The 16,801-nt window shown below is 69.4% G+C and carries 13 protein-coding genes; 6 read left to right on the top strand and 7 right to left on the bottom strand.

Annotated elements, in window-relative coordinates:
* Positions 1–67: 67 nt before the first annotated feature.
* The 3 genes from KEG38_RS10085 to KEG38_RS10075 all read left to right on the top strand — a co-directional run bounded on the left by KEG38_RS10085 (position 68) and on the right by KEG38_RS10075 (position 2,931).
* A complete protein-coding gene (locus tag KEG38_RS10085) occupies positions 68–1,018 on the top strand; it encodes a hypothetical protein (protein WP_272418958.1) in 951 nt (316 codons plus the stop codon).
* 81 nt (positions 1,019–1,099) lie between these two features.
* Positions 1,100–1,708: a TetR/AcrR family transcriptional regulator gene (locus KEG38_RS10080; RefSeq protein ID WP_272418956.1), complete on the top strand. Its 609-nt coding sequence runs from the start codon at positions 1,100–1,102 to the stop codon at positions 1,706–1,708.
* Positions 1,705–2,931 (top strand): MFS transporter, encoded by a 1,227-nt coding sequence (locus KEG38_RS10075; RefSeq protein WP_272418955.1) that lies wholly within the window; start codon positions 1,705–1,707, stop codon positions 2,929–2,931. The genes KEG38_RS10080 and KEG38_RS10075 overlap by 4 nt, the downstream gene beginning before the upstream one ends.
* 12 nt (positions 2,932–2,943) lie before the next feature.
* On the opposite strand, the gene KEG38_RS10070 is transcribed toward KEG38_RS10075, so the two are convergent.
* The 3 genes from KEG38_RS10070 to KEG38_RS10060 form a co-directional block, all read right to left on the bottom strand.
* A complete protein-coding gene (locus KEG38_RS10070; RefSeq protein ID WP_272418954.1) occupies positions 2,944–4,515 on the bottom strand; it encodes a vWA domain-containing protein in 1,572 nt (523 codons plus the stop codon).
* A gap of 242 nt (positions 4,516–4,757) precedes the next feature.
* Positions 4,758–7,334, bottom strand: coding sequence for a HEAT repeat domain-containing protein (locus KEG38_RS10065; RefSeq protein ID WP_272418953.1), 2,577 nt, complete (start codon positions 7,332–7,334; stop codon positions 4,758–4,760).
* Positions 7,335–7,390: 56 nt separating this feature from the next.
* A complete protein-coding gene (locus KEG38_RS10060) occupies positions 7,391–8,671 on the bottom strand; it encodes a hypothetical protein (protein ID WP_272418952.1) in 1,281 nt (426 codons plus the stop codon).
* 195 nt (positions 8,672–8,866) lie between these two features.
* On the opposite strand from KEG38_RS10060, the gene KEG38_RS10055 reads away from it, so the two are divergent.
* On the top strand, positions 8,867–9,613 hold the full coding sequence (locus tag KEG38_RS10055; RefSeq protein ID WP_272418950.1) for a TIGR04282 family arsenosugar biosynthesis glycosyltransferase: 747 nt from the start codon (positions 8,867–8,869) through the stop codon (positions 9,611–9,613).
* Positions 9,614–9,623: 10 nt separating this feature from the next.
* Here KEG38_RS10055 and KEG38_RS10050 read toward each other — a convergent pair whose 3' ends face one another.
* Positions 9,624–10,454, bottom strand: a complete 831-nt coding sequence (locus KEG38_RS10050) for a phosphocholine cytidylyltransferase family protein (RefSeq protein ID WP_272418948.1) — start codon at positions 10,452–10,454, stop codon at positions 9,624–9,626.
* A 677-nt stretch (positions 10,455–11,131) separates the two neighbouring features.
* Between KEG38_RS10050 and KEG38_RS10045 the strand changes: the two genes are divergently transcribed.
* Positions 11,132–12,445: an inositol-3-phosphate synthase gene (locus KEG38_RS10045; protein ID WP_272418947.1), complete on the top strand. Its 1,314-nt coding sequence runs from the start codon at positions 11,132–11,134 to the stop codon at positions 12,443–12,445.
* On the opposite strand, the gene KEG38_RS10040 is transcribed toward KEG38_RS10045, so the two are convergent.
* Positions 12,436–12,759, bottom strand: a complete 324-nt coding sequence (locus tag KEG38_RS10040; protein ID WP_272418946.1) for a TMEM165/GDT1 family protein — start codon at positions 12,757–12,759, stop codon at positions 12,436–12,438. The two genes, KEG38_RS10045 and KEG38_RS10040, sit on opposite strands and share 10 nt — an antisense overlap.
* A gap of 50 nt (positions 12,760–12,809) precedes the next feature.
* Positions 12,810–13,934 carry a diacylglycerol/lipid kinase family protein gene (locus KEG38_RS10035; protein WP_272418944.1) on the bottom strand — a complete coding sequence of 375 codons (1,125 nt, stop codon included), beginning with the start codon at positions 13,932–13,934 and terminating at the stop codon, positions 12,810–12,812.
* 273 nt (positions 13,935–14,207) lie between these two features.
* Here KEG38_RS10035 and KEG38_RS10030 point away from each other — a divergent pair, with 273 nt between their 5' ends.
* Complete coding sequence (locus tag KEG38_RS10030; RefSeq protein ID WP_272418942.1) at positions 14,208–14,870, top strand: hypothetical protein; 663 nt, start codon at positions 14,208–14,210, stop codon at positions 14,868–14,870.
* A gap of 107 nt (positions 14,871–14,977) precedes the next feature.
* On the opposite strand, the gene KEG38_RS10025 is transcribed toward KEG38_RS10030, so the two are convergent.
* Positions 14,978–16,618, bottom strand: a complete 1,641-nt coding sequence (locus KEG38_RS10025) for a SulP family inorganic anion transporter (protein WP_272418940.1) — start codon at positions 16,616–16,618, stop codon at positions 14,978–14,980.
* Positions 16,619–16,801 lie beyond the last annotated feature (183 nt).

Genomic DNA, 16,801 nt, shown 5'->3' with positions numbered 1-16,801 from the left:
GCAGCGGGCGAGCGCGCGAAAGCGTCTGTGCCGGCGCCGGAGGGGCCCGGCAGGAAGGTATGTCGTCGTGCTCGGTCTCCGGGAATCGTGGTTGCGTGCGTGGGGCATGTCCGCGGCGCTGCTCGCCTTCATGGTCGTGTCGCCGGGCGAGGCGCGGGCCGGGGACACGCCGCGCTGCTCGACATGGCGCGCGGCCGGCAAGGGCTACGAGAAGCTCGAGCTCCGGACGTGCGCGCGGCCCGAGGGCGACGAGAGCGAGGGCGAGAGCGAAGGGGACGACGAGGACGCGGCGTCCACCGTGGAGATCAAGAGCGGCTACGAGGACGCGCTCAAGGTCCGCATCGAGCTCGTGACCAAAGGCGGCACGGTCGAGCAGCTCGACGTGAAGCTGAAGAATGGCGAGAACGCGGCGGGATCGTGCAAGGCGTGCCGCGGCCACGACGACGTGAAGAGCTTCCGCGTGACGACGCAGGACGGCGCCGGCGAGGGCAAGGACCCGACGCCCGAGCCTCTGCAGAAGGTGGCGGGCACGAACCACATGGAGGTGCTCGCCCGCGATCTGCGCCTCACGGACACGAATGCGAAGCGGCTCGAGCGCATCGCGGCGCGGTATCACAAGGCGACGAAGAAGCGGCTCGTCGTGACGGGCGGGACGCGCACGCCGCAAAGGCAGGCGCAGCTCATGTACGACAAGCTGAAGCGCGGCGACGACGTGGTGGCGCTCTACGAGAACAAGGCCGCGGCGACCGAGGTGCAGCGCGCCTATCGCGAGGCCGCCTCCCGCGGGGAGAAACGAAAAGGGACGATCCGCGCGATGCGCGAGGTGATCGAGGCGCAGATCGGGCGCGGGACGTACGTGTCGAAGCACCTGAAATCGGGCGCGGTCGACGTGCGGTCGTGGAACATGGACGGCGCGCTGGAGAAGGCGTTGCGCGAGGCCGTGAAGCAGGAGCCGGGCGTGACGCTCATGGACGAGCGGGACGGGCCGGAGCCGCATTTCCACCTGAATTTGCTCTGATCGACGAGGCGAGGGGGGCCCGGCCTTGACCTCGCTCGCCTTTTCGTTTATAGGTTGGTCAACTAAACAACGGAGCGACCGATGGCCCGACCGTCGAACACCGAGGAGCGCCGGAGGCAGATCGTGGAGGGGCTGCTCGCCGTGATGGCGGAGCGCGGCTACGAGCGGGCCACGATCCAGGAGGTCGCGCGCGCGGCGGGGCTCTCGCCGGGGCTCGTGCACTACCATTTCCACGACAAACAGGAGATCTTGCTCGTGGGCGTGAACGAGCTCGCGGCACGGGCACGGGCGCGGGTTTCTGCGCGGGTCGCGCGGGCAAACCACGCGCGGGCGAAGGTCGACGCGTTCCTCGATGCGTATCTCGCGACGGGGAAGGACGCGGATCCGGCCGCGGTGGCCGCGTGGGTGACGATCTCGGCGGAGGCCGTGAAGCAGCCGGAGGTGCGCGCGGCGTACGAGAAGGTGGCGCGGGAGGATCTCGAGCGGCTGGAAGGTTTGGTCGCCGAGGTGATCGGCGCGCGGCGGGCGCGGGGCGTGGCGGCGGGGCTTTTTGCGACGATTCAGGGGTATTTCGTGCTCGCCGCGGCGGCGCCCGGCCTCACGCCCAAGGGCTCGGCCGCGGCCACGGCGAAACGCATGGCGAAGGGCCTGCTCGACGAGGCGGCCGAAGATACGAAGGAGGCCGTGTGACGATCCCGAAGAGCACGCTGACGAAGCTCGGATTGCTGTCGAGCCTCTATTTCTCGCAAGGTTTGCCTTATGGTTTCTTCCAGGACGCGCTGCCGGCGATCCTCAAGACGATGGGTTTGTCCTTGCCGGCCATTGGCCTGACCTACCTGCTCGCGGCGCCCTGGGCGCTGAAGTTCCTCTGGTCGCCCTACCTGGATCGGCGCGGCGCGGGCCGGCTCGGGCGGCGGCGCGGCGTGATCCTGCCGATCCAGCTCCTCTCGGTGTTGCTCGTCTTCGGCGTCGCCGCCGCGAACGGCGGGCCGACGATCACGTGGCTCCTCGCCTCCGTCTTTTTCGTCAACCTGCTCGCGGCGACGCAGGACATCGCAACCGACGGCCTCGCCGTGAACCTGCTCGCGAAGCACGAGCTCGGCTGGGGCAATGGGCTCCAGGTGGCGGCCTATCGCATGGGAATGGTCCTCGGCGGCGGCCTCCTGCTCCGGATCTTTCACGCGACGGGCTTCCGGGTCACGCTGACGGCGCTCGGCGCGCTGCTGCTCGTCGCCACATTGCCGATCGCGCTCTTCCGCGAGCCGGAGAGCGCACAGCCCCCGGCCCGCGAGGCGCCGAGTTTGTCCTACTGGCTCACGCGTCCCGGCGCATTCGCGTGGTTCGGGCTGCTCTTCGTCTACAAGGCCGGCGAGCATTTCGCCACGGCCATGCTGAAGCCTTTCTTCGTGGACGAAAAGGGCGCGGGGCTCGATCTCACGCAGGTGAGCACGCTGAACATCGTGGGGATCACCGCGGGGCTCGTCGGCGCCATGCTCGGAGGCGGGCTCGTGCGAAGGCTCGGATATCGGCGCGCGCTCCTCGGGTTCGGGACGCTGCAAGCGCTCGCGGTGCTGCTGTATGCGCTCGCGGCGAGGCACTCGCCTTCGATGTCGACGCTCGCGGTGGTGTGCGGCGTCGAGCACATTGCGGGCGGCATGGCGACGGTCTCGCTGTTCACGGCGATGATGAATTCATGCCGCCCGGAGCACGCGGGGGCCGATTACACGGTGCAAGCCTCGGTGGTGGTGGCGGCGAGCGGCTTGGCGGCGGCGGCGAGCGGGTTTTCCGCGAAGGCGCTGGGGTATGCGGGGCATTTTACGCTGGCCGCCGCGCTGGCCGCGCTCGCCGTGGTCTTCGTGGGGCTGGTGTTCCGGAGCGGACGGGGGCTCGAGCCCGCGGTGGCGCGAGGCTGATGTCCGCAAAGCTCAGGGCGCCGGGAATTGCGGGTGCTTCTCGATGAGTGAGACGATCTCGGCGATCACCGGATCGGCGAGCTCCGGGTCATACGCGAGGGCCGCTTCGCGCGCCTTGGTGAGGCTCTCCTTGCCCGGACGCTTCAGGGCCTCGGCATACATGACGATCACCCTGCCCTTCGGCAGCCCCATCTTTTGTGCGGCGAGGAGCTCGCCGATCGTCGTCGTGACCTCCGTCGTCTGCTTGGCGTAGGTGATCGGCGTGGTCCAGACGGCGCGAATCGTGACCGGATCGCTCGGATTGACGACCATCGGGTCGCACGTCTTGAGGACCTGGCTGAAGATCATCGCGTCGTTCGGCGCGAGGTGCTGCGGCGCCACCTCCGTCTTGTCCGTCGCGTATTCCTCGCCGTAAAACTTCTGCATGTCGAAGTACCAGGGGAGCGTGAGCTCGACGCTGACGCTGCGGGCCGCGATGTCCATGGTCTCGTCGAATCGCTTGACGAACATGTTCGTGGCCTCGTCGGTGGAATCGAGATACACGTACGCGCCGCGGCCCTTGTCGGTCAGCGTGTCCATGATCGCGTCGTTGTGCGTGAGCGCCGGGCCCGTCGCGATGCCGAGGAGATAAATGCCCTCCTTGTCGGCGTCTTCGGCCGCCATCGCAATGCGGTCGGCATCCGTGACGCCGACGTTCGCGCCGCCGTCGCTGATGAGGACGACGCGGTTCAAGCGCCCCGGGGCATAATGCTTCTGGGCAAGGTCGTAGCCCGCATGGAGGCCACTCTTGAGATCCGTGCCGCCGCTCGCCGTGAGGGCGTCAGTGACGGCGAGGATCGCCGGATCGTTCGGGCCTGTGGCCACGTGATCGGCGAGCAGGACGTTGTTCGCCGCGCCCCACGTGACGATTCCCACGAGGTCGCCGGCCGCGAGCTGCGACGCGATGGCCGAGACCGCGGCCTTCGCCCGCGTGAGGCCCGGGCCCTGCATGGAGCCCGAGGTGTCGACGAGGAACGTGATGTTCATCGGCTTCCGCGGCTCGATCGCGTTGAAGGAGCGGAGGGCGACCTGGAAATAGAGCTGCTCCGGGGCATCCTTTTCGGCCTCGAGCTCGGGAAAGAGGGTGAGCTGGCCCGTCGGGGCCGCGGGATACAGGATCTGGTAGTAATTCAAGAATTCGTGCGTGCGGATCTCGCTCGGGTAAGGCTCCATGCCCAGCCGGAGCAGGTCGCGGGCGTGGACCGGCGACGCCATGGAGTTCGAGTCGTCGGCCGAGACGAAGAAGGTGGTCGGCTTGGACTGATCGACGCCCACGCAGCCGATGGGCCTGGGAGCCTCGATGATCTTGACGAGGGTGTCGTCCGGGTGGGGCGGCGGCTCGTCGGGACCAGGGCCGGTGGTGGTGCCTCCCGGCGGCTCGCCGCCAGAGCCGTCCTGCTGCTTGCCGCCGCTGCCCCCATCGCCGCCGGTCGGCTCGCCCGGCGCCGAGTCGTCTGCGCACGCGGCGAGCCCAAGGCCGATGCCACCGATCCAGGCAGCGCAGAGCGCAGGGAAGACGAAGGGAAGAAAAGACGATCGCTTCATGCAAGACCTCCAGGCGAAGGGAAGCGTGGCAAGGTCCGTGCCCTTCCGCGCCCCGGCATCTCTGCCGCGAGCCCCAAAAACGAGCCGCGCCCCGGCCCAAGATGACACAGGTCCCGGGAAAAAAGACAGGCCCACGCGCGAAGCCAGGGCCCGGCCGGCCGCGATTCGCGTGCGTGGATGCGCGGGAGCTGTGAGGACGGAATGGTTCGTCCTGTAAACCGGTTTTTTGGGAGGACGCTTGCCTACCGCGCGAGCTGCGCCGGGACCGCGAGCCGAATCGTGCCCTTCGGGACCACGAACTCGAAGAAGGCGCCACGCCGATCCGCGATCCCCATGCGGAGGAGTCCGTCCTCCCGCACGAGCGCATAAGGCGCGCGCGCGAGCGGCTCGTCCTTGCCGTCGGGCGCGACGAAGACGAGCACGTCGTCGGTGCCCGGCGCACGCACGGGAAGACGCGCGCAGCGGTTCGCCACGGTGGCGTTGCGATCCTCGCCCGCACATCGCGCGAGCGCACGACGCTCGAGGTCCTTGCCCGTCTGCGCACGCGAGACGTCACGCCAGATCGCTTCAGCGGCCGCGAGGCGTACGGCCTCGGAGCGATCCCGTTGCAAGAGGCCCATGACGAGCCCCGGCTCGCACGAGGCGCCCGCAAGCCCGAGCGCGACGACGGCGTTGGCGCGCACGTAGGGCCGGGGATCGGTGGCCGCACGGCAGAGCGAGGCCTGCACGTCGGCTGCAGCGCCCTCGCGTGCCGCGACGCGGCCGAGCGCGCCCGCCGCATTGCCCGCGACCGCGACGTCGGGATCCGTCACGGCACGCGTGAGCGTTGCCACGGCGTCCTTCTTGCCGACGGCGCCGAGCGACCAGGCAGCGTTCGCGCGCACGCCGGGATCGGCGTCGCCGAGCAGCGGGACGAGCACCGTCGCGGCCTCCGGATGCCCCGCGAGCGCCTCGGCAACCTTGCGTCGATCGTCGATGCCAGACGCGACGAACTTGCGCAGGACCTTGCCGCTCGCCTCGCCGCGCATGCGGCCGAGGCCTTCGAGCAAAGCATCACGCGCGACGTCGGGCGACGACGGGAGAGCCGCACCAACACGCTCGGCGAGAGCTGGATCGGTGGCGCGCGAGAGCGCCCCCGCGAGCGCGAGGCCAATCGCCCCGCGGTCTTGCTCGGCCGCGACCTGGAGCCGCTCGAGGAGCTTCGCCGCGGCCGAAGGGCCACCCGCGCGCGCGATAGACGCCGCCGCCGCGAGCCGCACGTCCGCCGCGTCGTCGGCGATCGCGTCGAGCAGCACGGCCTCGACCTTCGGCGGCGCGGGCGCGTACGCGCCGAGCGCTTCGAGCACCGCGAGCCGGAACGCTCGCGACTTCGTGGTCGCGAGCGGCAAGAGCACGTCATGCGCGCGCGGTGAGCCCGTGCGGCCGAGGAGGCGCACGAGCTCGATCTTCTCGTCGGGCGGGGTCGCCGCGTCGAGCAGCATCGCGCGCGCCGGATCGACCGCGCGCCCATCGGGCCGCGCCGGATCGAGCAGCTCCGAGGCCGCGCGAATGGCCTCGCGTCGCACGGTGGGATCGGCGTCGGAGAGGAGCTCGAGCACCGCGGGGAGAGCCTCGGACGAGCCGAGGAGCGCGAGCGCGCGGAGGCCATGCTTGAGCGGGAGGACGCCGCGCTGCATCGCGCGCACGGTCGGATCGAGCCCCTCCTTCGCGCCGAGCGCGCCGAGCACGAGCGCCGCGCCCGCCGCCGTGGAGGGCGAGGGCGAGCCCGACAGCACCGCGACGAGCTGCGGCGCCGCGCTCTTGCCCGCCATGACGAGCGCCTCGCGGACCGGAGAGCGTGGCGCGGAGGGATCGTCCTTCGCGAGCGCGCCGATGAGCGCGCGCACCGCGCTCTCCGAGCCGATGCGGCCGAGCGCTCGCAGCGCCGCCGTGCGCACCTCGCCCGCGCCCGCGCTCCCCTGCCCCGGCCGCACGCCGGGCATGCTGGGCGCGAGGACAGCGTCGCTCCCCGATCCCGCCTCGAGGAGCGGTGCGATCGCTGCCGTGGCCTCGTCCGAACGCAGCTTGCCGAGCGCGGTGACGGCCTCGACGCGCACGTCCTGCGAGCCGTCCTGGAGCGCGATCATGAGCGCGCTCGTGGCCCGCGCATCCCCGAGCTCGCCGAGCGCGCGCGCGACGGCGCGACGCACCTCCGGCACCGCGTCCTGGACCTTGCCGATGAGCGGCACGACTGCGCGTGGATCGGCGAGTCTGCCGAGCGCGCGCGCCACCTCGACGCGCACCTCGAGCGCGCTGTCGTCGAGGTGCCCGAGCAGCGGCGAGACCGCGTCGGGCAAACCCGAGCTGCCCATGGCCGACGCCGCTGCGACGCGGACCTTCGAATCCGGATCGCCGAGCACGCGGCCGAGCGCCACGACGCTGCGATCCGTGGGCGAGGAGCGGATGACGTCACAGGCCGCGAGCCGCAGCCGCGCGTCGCCCTCGCCGAGCCAGCCGATGACGAGATCACCGGCGCGCGACAAACGCAGCGCGATGGCCGCCTCGGCCGCCGCGAGCCGCACCTCGACGTCGGGATCGCCGAGCGCGCGTTGCGCGAGCGGAACACCAAGCTCCGAGGGGAGCTCGCCGATCCGTTGCGCCGCGGCGCGCCGCTCGGAGACGTCGGGCGAGGCGAGCGAGCGAGCGATGCGCTCGGGCACGTTGGGCCAGACGAACGCCTCGGCCGCTCCGCCCGAAACGAGCGAGAGCGAGACGGAAAGCGAGAGGAGGCCGGCTCGGACGAGGCTACGCATGCGGATCGAGCGCGTGACCGAACGCACGACGCGCACCGTACCATGTTTTGTGGATCGAGCCGGCGCCTCGCGAATCGTGAGGCTCAGGAAAGCGGAGGAGGCGGAGCACTGCTACGCGCGGCGACGGGACGCACGCTCTCCTGTTCACGCACGGGCGTACTCGCGCTCGAGCCGACCGAGCTGGCCGAGAGCTGCGGCTGGGCGGCCGCCGTGCGCTCCTTGGGGCGGGCCTTTTCCGGCGGCGGCGCGGCCGCGCGCAGGTTGATGAGCTTGTTCAGGAGATCGAACCAGAACGGCGCGCCGAGCGCGATCGCGATCGCCGTGAAGAGCCACCCGCCGAAGCGACGCCCGAATCCGCCGAGCGTCGCCGGCACCGCGCGTCGATCACACGTGACCTCGGCGGTTGGCGTGCAAAAGAACCCGCGCCCCTCGGGCCAGCCCATCGGCAACGTGAGCTCGTCGAGGCCACGCTTGACCGCGACGACGCGCTTGCGCACGAGCTCCTCGGTCTTCTTTTCGTCGACGAAGACCTCGGGCGGCTTCGCGTTCGCGTTCGCCTTCTGCTCTGTCGTGACCTCCGAGGCCGTCTTCACCACGGCCGATTCGGACTTCACGCTCTCGGCCACCGCCGACGCCACGGACTCGCGCAGCACGGCGTCGCGATTGAGGCTGTCGAGCACGAGGAACGTGTCCACGTTCAGCACGACGGCCGTGAAGAGCCCCACGACGGAAATCAGGGTGTGCGCCGTCCGCTTGTACCAGCCGGAGACGCTATCCATCGCGCGATCGAACCACGCGGCGATCTGCTGGGTCGCGTCCTCGAGCGTCTTGACGCTCGCGTCCGACACGAGCGCCGTGAGCGCGACGCGCGTGTCCTCCTCGAAGTCCTGGGCCTCGGCGAGGCGCTTCTTGAAGTCGTCGAGGCTCACCGCGGCCTTCTTCGTCGCGCCCTCGCCTCCGCCCTCGGCCTTCGGCCAGAGCCTGCGGAAGAAGCCTTTCAGCGCGCGGAGCGGGATGGACAGGATGCCGCGAAGCAGCCCCATCCGCTCCGGCCTTCGCGATCGATCCGTGCCGTCCTTCCAGCCCGCGACCGCGTCGACGAGCGCGCGCGCAAAAAGGTCCGACGGGATGTACGAGGGGTCGCTGTCGTCGTCCTTCGTCAAACCGTCGATGAGCGGATGCGCGTAGACCTTGTCCGTCAGCGTGCGGTCCTTGAGGAGCCGCTCGACGCCCTGCCGCAGCGTGACGGAGCGCAGCGACAGGATGCCGGAGATCGCCTCGGTGACGGCCGAGGCGATCACGCTGAGCAGCATGAAGACGAAGGAGATCCCGATCGCGACGTCGAGGATGGTCGATATGGACACGGCTACCTCCTCGCCGGCGGGACGCCCTGCCGCGGGCCTCCCGGCGCCCCTGCCCCCACGCCTCGGGCGCCGAGCCGACACGCTCATGGTCTCAGAGGATCCACCCCCACGCAATCGAGGCCGGACAAAGAAAGGCCGGCTTGAAAGGTCGCCTTCGAATCGACCGCCTCTCGCTTGGCCAAGGATACGAAACTCGTGGTACGACGAGGCGTGGCCGACCATCGCGCCCGCCCCACCGTCCGCCCCCAGAGGCTCGCGCTCGGCGTCCTTGCTCGCGCTCCGATCGCAGGCACGGCGAAGCCTCGCCTCTCTCCACCGCTCTCCCCCGAGGCCGCAGCGGAGCTCTCGTCGGCGCTCCTCGGCGACGCGCTGAACATGCTGGCCATCTTGCCGATGGCGTATCGCGCGGTGCTCAGCGTATCCGACGAGGAGAGCGCGGTGCTGCAAAAGCTCGTGCCCGGGCGATGGCAACACGTCGTCTCGGCCGGCACGATGCAGCTCGAGAAGCGGCTCGGCCACGGGCTCGAGCACCTCTTCACGACGGGCGCGGAGGCGGCGGCGATCGTCACGACCGACGCGCCGTTCATGCCGATCGACGAGGTCTTCGAGGGTCTGCTCTGGCTCGCCGCCAAGCGAAAGCGCGCTCTGCTCGGACCGACGGGGGCGGGGGGCCTTTACCTCATCGGCACGACGCACCACGAGCCTGCGCTCTTCGACGGCGTGGACTGGACGTCGCCCGGCGTGCTCGAACGCGCGACGAAGCGCGCCGCGGAGCTCGGCCTGGAGACGCTGCTCCTCAAGCCGACGTACGAGATCGACACGCCCGCGGATCTCGATCGTTTCGCGCGTGATCTCGCGAGCGGCACGGGAGGACCGGGGATGGCCGTGCCCGCGTGCGCCGCGTTCCTGGCGCGCGCGGGCCTCCGGCCCGTGAACCGCTGAGCGGCGGGTTTTACTCGGCGTCCGCGGCCGGCTGATACCCCGCGGCCCACGAGCGGCTCACCGGCGCCACGCGCTCGGAGGGCCGCGGATACACGTCGCGATCGAGACCGTCGCCGAACATGCGCAAAAGCAGCTCGGCCTGCTCCAGCGCGGCCGGCGTGTCGACATCGATCCAGCGCGCGTCGCCCGCGTCGCACGCGAAGAACATCCCTTCGTCGGCGAGGGCGCGTACGCCCTCCGAGAGCGAGCAATCGCCCTTCGCCGCGTACACGCGATCGAGCGCCTCGACGAGCGAGGGGCCGATGCGGAACACGCCCGTGTCGAGCGCGTCGTACGCCGGGATCTCCTTGCCGATGTCCACGATGCGCCCGCGCTCGACGCGCACCTTCGTGGCGTCGTCGAGATCGAAGCAGCGCGGGATGTCGTAATCGACGGCGAGCGCGGCCGCGCGACTCGGCAGATCGAGCGCGGCGAGCCGACGCACGATCGCCGGCGCGTACAGGTGATCGGCCATCGTGAGCAGCGTCCCCGGGACGACGTGCTCACGCGCGGCGAGCAGCGACACGCCGTTCTTTCGCTCGTACTGCGTGTTGCTCACGAACGAGATCGACAGGCCGAGGGAGCTCTCCGCGAGCGCGCCGCGAATGAGCTCTTCCTTGTACCCCGTGACCACCACGACCTCGCGGATCCCCTCTGCGCGCAGCGTCCGGAGGATGCGAACCAGAAGCGGAACCCCGGCGACCGGCTTGAGGGGCTTGGGTGCGATCTCGCCACTCACGAGGCGAGAGCCGGTTCCTGCCGCGAGCACGATCGCCCGCTCCATCGTTTGTTTTTCAAGCATGGAAGGTGCGGTGCCCAATCCGAAGACGCCCCTCGTAGCACGCCTTCTGCCTGCGAAACAATTCCCATCGGTCCGCTTTTAAAGGCGGTGTTCCGGCGCCTCACAGTGTTGCAAAAGCGCAACACCCGCCCGACTTCGACACGCGAAGCCGAGCTGCATCGCCACGTACATCCGACGGGTATCGGCGTGCGAGGCGCGGGAGACGCATCTCCATTCAAAGCAAGCCGGAGGCCAGCGGAGCCGCTACCGTGCCTTCGCACCTCACGCGTGCGCCTCCAGAAAATCGCGTTGAAACTTCGCAGGAACGTCGTTCACGAGCACGCACACGAGCGAGGTCGAGCGTGCGCGTGGCGCGACAGTGCGACGTCGTTGCCAGACCCCGTCGAACGTTCGCGTCGTCGCGCGAGCGAGCGTCGTGAAGCGCGCGGCCAGCCGATCCGAGCCGCGTGAGCCCGCGTCCGCAACGTGACGCTCGCCGCGACCGCCCCGTTCGGGTCAGACCCCGCGCGCCGTGGTCGTTCGTGTCTTCGCGTGGATCGCGCAGATGCCGTGCACACGCCGCGCGGCACGTCATGCTCCGTGGGCCGACGCTTGCAGGCACCGCTTGAGTGTCCTGTCGCGTTGGCCTAGACATGCCCCCCCTCGGGGCGATCGACGGGACATACGGAGGAGCGGGAGTGAAGCAGCCGAAAGAAATCACGAAGGCAGAGGGCAAGCTCGGCGTGCTCCTGCCGGGGCTCGGTGCGGTGGCGACGACGACGATCGCCGGCGTGATGCTGGCCCGCAAGAATCTGGCGTTGCCGATCGGATCGCTGACGCAGCTCGGGACCATCCGGCTCGGCAAGCGCACGGACAATCGCTCGCCGCTCATCCGCGAGTTCTTGCCGCTCGCGTCGCTCGATCAGCTCGAGTTCGGCGGCTGGGATCTCTTCCCGGACACGGCGTACGAGTCCGCGAAGCACGCCGAGGTCCTCGAGCAGCGCCACCTCGATCAGGTGCGCGACGAGCTCTCGCAGGTCACGCCGATGAAGGCGGTCTTCTACCCGGAGTACGTCAAGCGCCTGCACGGCCCGCACGTCAAGACGGGCGCCACGAAGGCCGACATGGTCGAGCAGGTGCGCGACGACATCCGCACGTTCCTGAAGACCAAGGGCTGCTCGCGTGCCGTCGCCGTGTGGTGCGGCTCGACGGAGGTCTACTTCCCGCCGGGCGACGTGCACGCGTCGATCGACGCCTTCGAGGCCGGCCTCGCGCGAAACGATCCGGGCATCTCGAACTCGCAGATTTACGCGTGGGCCTGCCTCAAGGAGCGCGTGCCCTACGCGAACGGCGCGCCGAACCTCACGGTCGACTTCCCCGCCGCGTGGGACCTCGCGAAGAAGCTCGAGGTGCCCATCGCCGGCAAGGACTTCAAGACCGGCCAGACGCTCATGAAGACCATCATCGCGCCGGGCCTCAAGGCGCGCATGCTCGGCCTCTCGGGCTGGTTCTCGACGAACATCCTCGGCAACCGCGACGGCGAGGTGCTCGACGACCCCGATAGTTTCAAGTCCAAGGAAGTCTCGAAGCTCGGCGTCCTCGAGTACATCCTGCAGCCGCACATGTACAAGGACCTGTACAGCAAGCTCTACCACAAGGTCCGCATCGAGTATTACCCGCCGCGCGGCGACGCGAAGGAAGGCTGGGACAACATCGATCTCTTCGGATGGCTCGGCTATCCGATGCAGATCAAGGTGAACTTCCTCTGCCGCGACTCGATCCTCGCCGCGCCGATCGTGCTCGACCTCGCGCTGCTCATGGACCTCGCCTCGCGCGCGGGCTTCTCGGGCACGCAGGAGTGGCTGAGCTTCTACTTCAAGAGCCCCATGACCGCTCCGAACCTCTACCCGGAGCACGACCTCTTCATCCAGTCGATGAAGCTCAAGAACACGATGCGCTGGATGATGGGCGAAGACCTCATCACCCACCTCGGCAACGAGTACTACGACTGATCGCTGCGCGCCGGGGGCTCGCCCGAACGAGCCCCCGGCTCCTCCTTCGCGCCCACCAGATAGATCACGCCGAGCAGCACGAACACGAGCCCCGCCGCGCGCTTCACCCAGATCGCCGGCACGTGGCGGCTCACGACCTCCCCGAGGAGCACCGCGACCGCGCTCGTCGCGCACAGTGCGAGCGCCGAAGCCGCGAAGACCACCCAGCGCGACGAGCCGCTGCCGGCCAGCGTGAGCGTCGCGATCTGCGTCTTGTCGCCCATCTCCGCGAGGAAGATGGCGGCGAACGTCGAGGCGAAGAGCTTCCAGTCCATCCGCCGAGCGTGACGCGGCCCGGCGCCACGAACAAGCGCGCTCGCGCCCGCTAGCCCCGCGGCGGCGCGTAGAAGTCGACGATGCGGATCGGTTCGGTCAGACGAACCCGCACGCTTTGACGATCGCCTCGCACGTCGCCGCCGATCTGGAACGCCGTCGGCGGGTCCATCTCGATCGTGATGTCGTCGACGAAGAAGTCGAACGTGTTCTCGAGGTTCTCGTACTCGCCGCGCCAGATCGTCTGGAAGTTCGACACGAAGGCCACGGGCGAGAGGTTCGTCACGCGGAGCTGCATGCGGTCCGGCCTGTCCTCCGCGTACGGGAACATGCGGAAACCGAAGCCGTAATACGGGATCGTCGCGACACACGCGAGCTTCGCCGGTCCCTCGTAGATCACGCCGCCCTTGCGGATCGGCGCGCCGAGGATCGCCCCCTTCTCGCCCACGCGCACGGCGTCGCTCCCCGTGTTGATCACGCGGCAGTGCGGCGTGCGGCGCACGAAGTAGCTCGGCAAGGTCTTCGTCGTCGCCGCGATCGCGTACGACACGATGCCCGGCGCGATTCGCTTCAGGGGCCCACGCGCGAGCAGGCCCTTCACCCGCGTGTAGTCCTTGAGCATCTCCGCATCGATGCCGAAGCCGCAGAACGGCGAGAGCACGCCCTCGGCCTCGACGAGCCGAAGCCACCGGCTCCCCGCGTCGGCGCGCAGGCGCGAGAGATCCACCGCGAGCCCGCGGAACCCGCCCGAGCCTTTCTCGCCCGCGCCGCTCGCGCCGAGCACCCACGCGAGCGAGTTGCCCGTGCCGAGCCGCAAGAGACCGAAGCGCGGCATCGGCGCGTTCCTTCGCTTCGCTTCGTTCACGACGGCCGTGACGACCGACGTGAACGTCCCGTCCCCGCCGCCGGTGAGGATCGTCTCGTAGCCGCGATCGACGAGGGTCCGCGCGATGCCCTCGCTCTCCTCGACGCTGCGCGACACGAAGAGATCGCCGCTGTCGAGGATCTGATCGAGCGTCTCGATGACCTCCGCCGTGACGCTCTTGGCGTTGCCGTTGACGACCACGGCGATGCGGGGCAGGGCCGGGCCGGCGGACCGGGCCGGCCCTTCGGGCCTCGACGAGGTGGCCTCGAGGTCCGTTCCGGGGGGGAGGGGCGCGTCGGTGCGAGAGGCCATGGGCGGCGGATCTAGCACGAAAACGGCCTCTTCCCCGCCTGCCCCCCCCGTCGCCGGAACCGCTTCGCCTAGCCTTGCCCGCCCGCCCGCGCGGACACAAACTGACCATACGTCCGAAGTTTCTGGACGGACTGGCTCAAATTTTGGTAAGGCGACGGGCGTATAGCCTTCACGTGCACTTGACAGCCGTCCGGCTCGAACCGTACGGCGCGCCCCAGTTCGCGTGACGATACGCGTGGGACGGGGATTATCGCAGAAGCGGGACGCAGCGACATGGCGAAATCGACAAAGACGAAGAGCTCGGAGAAACGCTCCGCGAAGAAACATTCGAGCTCGCGCGCGAGCGGCGACGCCCCGAAATCCGGGACGAAGGCCCGGGAGAAGGACGACGACGCCAAGGGCTCGAAGCGCAAGCTCGGTCTGCGGGGAGCCGCGCCGTGGGCCGCTCGCCACGCGGCCAAGCATGCCGCCGAGGCGCGGGCCCGGGCCGCCGAGCCTGCCCCGCCGGGCAGCGCGCGCGCCACGATCCGCGTGCCGGAAGGGGCCGACGCGATCAAGGCGAAGATCGCCGAGCTCCACAACCAGACCACGAAGATCCGCACCCTGCGCAAGCGCATGGAGAAGGGGTTCTTCGACATCGGCCTGGTCCTCGCCGAGATCCAGGAGCAACAGCTCTTCCAGGCGAAGGGCTACGGCTCGTTCGAGGCTTTCCTCGAGCGTGAGATCGACTTCGGCAAGCAGACCTCGCTGAAGCTCGTGAAGCTGTCGAAGGTCTTCCAGCGCGAGGCCGCCCTCGACCACGGCATGGACCGCTGCATGCTGGCCCTCGCCGCGCTCGACGGCGAAGCCGCGCCGAAGGCCGCGCCCTCGACGCCGGGCCCCATGGCCGCGCTCCCGCTGCCCCTCAAGCCCCCGATGCGCGCCGCCGGCGGCTGATCCGAAGCGGGCCGGCCCTCCCGGCCCTCGCTTCGAAACCACGACGTCCCCCTCCCCGGCGCGCGCTGGGAAGGGGGACGTTCGTTTTTACGTTCGGCCGGGTAGGCTCAGGGGGTCGAGCCGGCGCGCTCCAGCGCGATCTTCCTCCGCGCCGCGAGCGGGTGCTCCGACAGGCTCCGGTGCCGGTCGAGGCCGATCAGCTCCAGCACGCGCCCGTTCCGCTCGAACTCGCCCCGGAGCTCATGGAGCTTCTCCATCACGGTGTGATCCACGAGGCGGGCATGGTCGAAGTCGACGACCACGTGCTTCGCCTCGTGTTTCGCGAGCTTCCCCTTGATCGAGAGGTAGTTGCTGAACACCGCGGCGTGCCGGATCCGGAGCACGACGCGATCCTCGAACGAACGCTCCTCGATGTCGGGCCGGAACAGGCTCTTGATGGGCGCCCCGTTCACGACGTGCACGACCATCTTGATCACGATGCCAGCCGCCACGCCGACGAGCAGGTCGGTCGCGATCGTCACGACGGTCGTCGACACGAACACGAGGAGCTGCTCGCGACCGATGCGGAACGTCTTGACGAACTCGTGGGGGGAGGCGAGGCGCGTGCCCGTGTAGATCAGCATCGCCGCGAGGGCCGCGAGGGGGATGCGGTGGATGAGGCCGGGCAAGAACGCCACGAAGAGCAGCAAGAACAGCCCGTGGAAGAAGTTCGACAGCTTCGACCGCGCGCCGTAGCCGATGTTCGCCGAGCTGCGCACGATCTCCGAGATCATGGGCAGGCCGCCGATGAGGCCCGCCACGAGGTTGCCCACGCCCGTCGCGAGCAGGTCCTTGTCGAGGTTCGAGCGGCGCTTTTCCGGATCCAGCGCGTCGACGGCCTTGGCGCTGAGCAAGCTCTCGATGCTGCCGACGAGCGCGAACATCGTGATGTACTTGAGCGACGTCCCCGAGAGCACCGCGCTGAAGTCCGGCGTCGTCACCGCGGCGAGCAAGTTTCCCGGGAGGTTCACCAGGAAGTTCGGGCCGATCTTGTAGTCGTGGTGGTTGATCGAGAACGTGTACGTGTGCTCGTGCTCGAGGTCGAACACGTGCGCGAGCGGCACCGCGAGGGCGAGGACGAAAAGCGGGGCGGGGATCTTCTTGAGGGCTGGGACGCGCTTCGAGACGACGGGGAACAGGAACAGGATCGCGAGGCTTGCGACGCCGATGATCGCGATCTCCGGATTCAGGCGCCCGAGGCTCCGCGGGATCTCGAAGAGCAGGGGGAGCGGCTCCTTGGCCTCGGGCGTCACGCCGAGCGCCACGTGGACCTGCTTCGAGCAAATGATGATGCCGATCGCCGCGAGCATCCCGTGCACCACGGACGAGGGGAAAAAATCGCCGAGGGCTCCGGCGCGCGCGAGGGCAAACCCGATCTGGAGCACGGCGGCCACCACGATCGTGGCGAGGGCGCGTCGATAACCGACCGAGCCGTTACCATTGCCGAGCTCCGTGACCGCGCCGAGTGCGATGACGATGAGCCCCGCGGCGGGCCCCTTGATGGTGAGCGTCGCGCTGCCTATCCATGTGGCGATCACGCCGCCGATGACGGCCGTGATGATGCCCGCCACGGGCGGAAAACCGCTCGCCATGGCGATGCCGAGGCAAAGCGGTAATGCGATCAGAAAGACGAGAAATCCGGCGACGAGGTCGTTCCGGATGGAAGGCGCGCCCGTGGGCACACCGGCGCTCTGGTCCGGCTTGTCCATAAAACCCTCTGCGGATCGGTCACGGACATCGAAATTCCGTACCCCACGACCTCGGTCGTGCGATCCGATCCACAAGACGGATCGAGGCGACCGACAGGTTCCCGGGAACCAACTCGGAGCTCGTCCCGTCCCACGACGCAAGCAGCACACGCAAGGACGCCCGTCCCTGCGATAGCCATTGTT

It is taken from the genome of Polyangium jinanense, from assembly GCF_028435265.1.
In the GTDB taxonomy this organism is placed as follows: domain Bacteria; phylum Myxococcota_A; class Polyangia; order Polyangiales; family Polyangiaceae; genus Polyangium; species Polyangium jinanense.
Note: the sequence above shows the minus strand (reverse complement) of the source record. Positions and strands in the feature narration are given on the sequence as shown.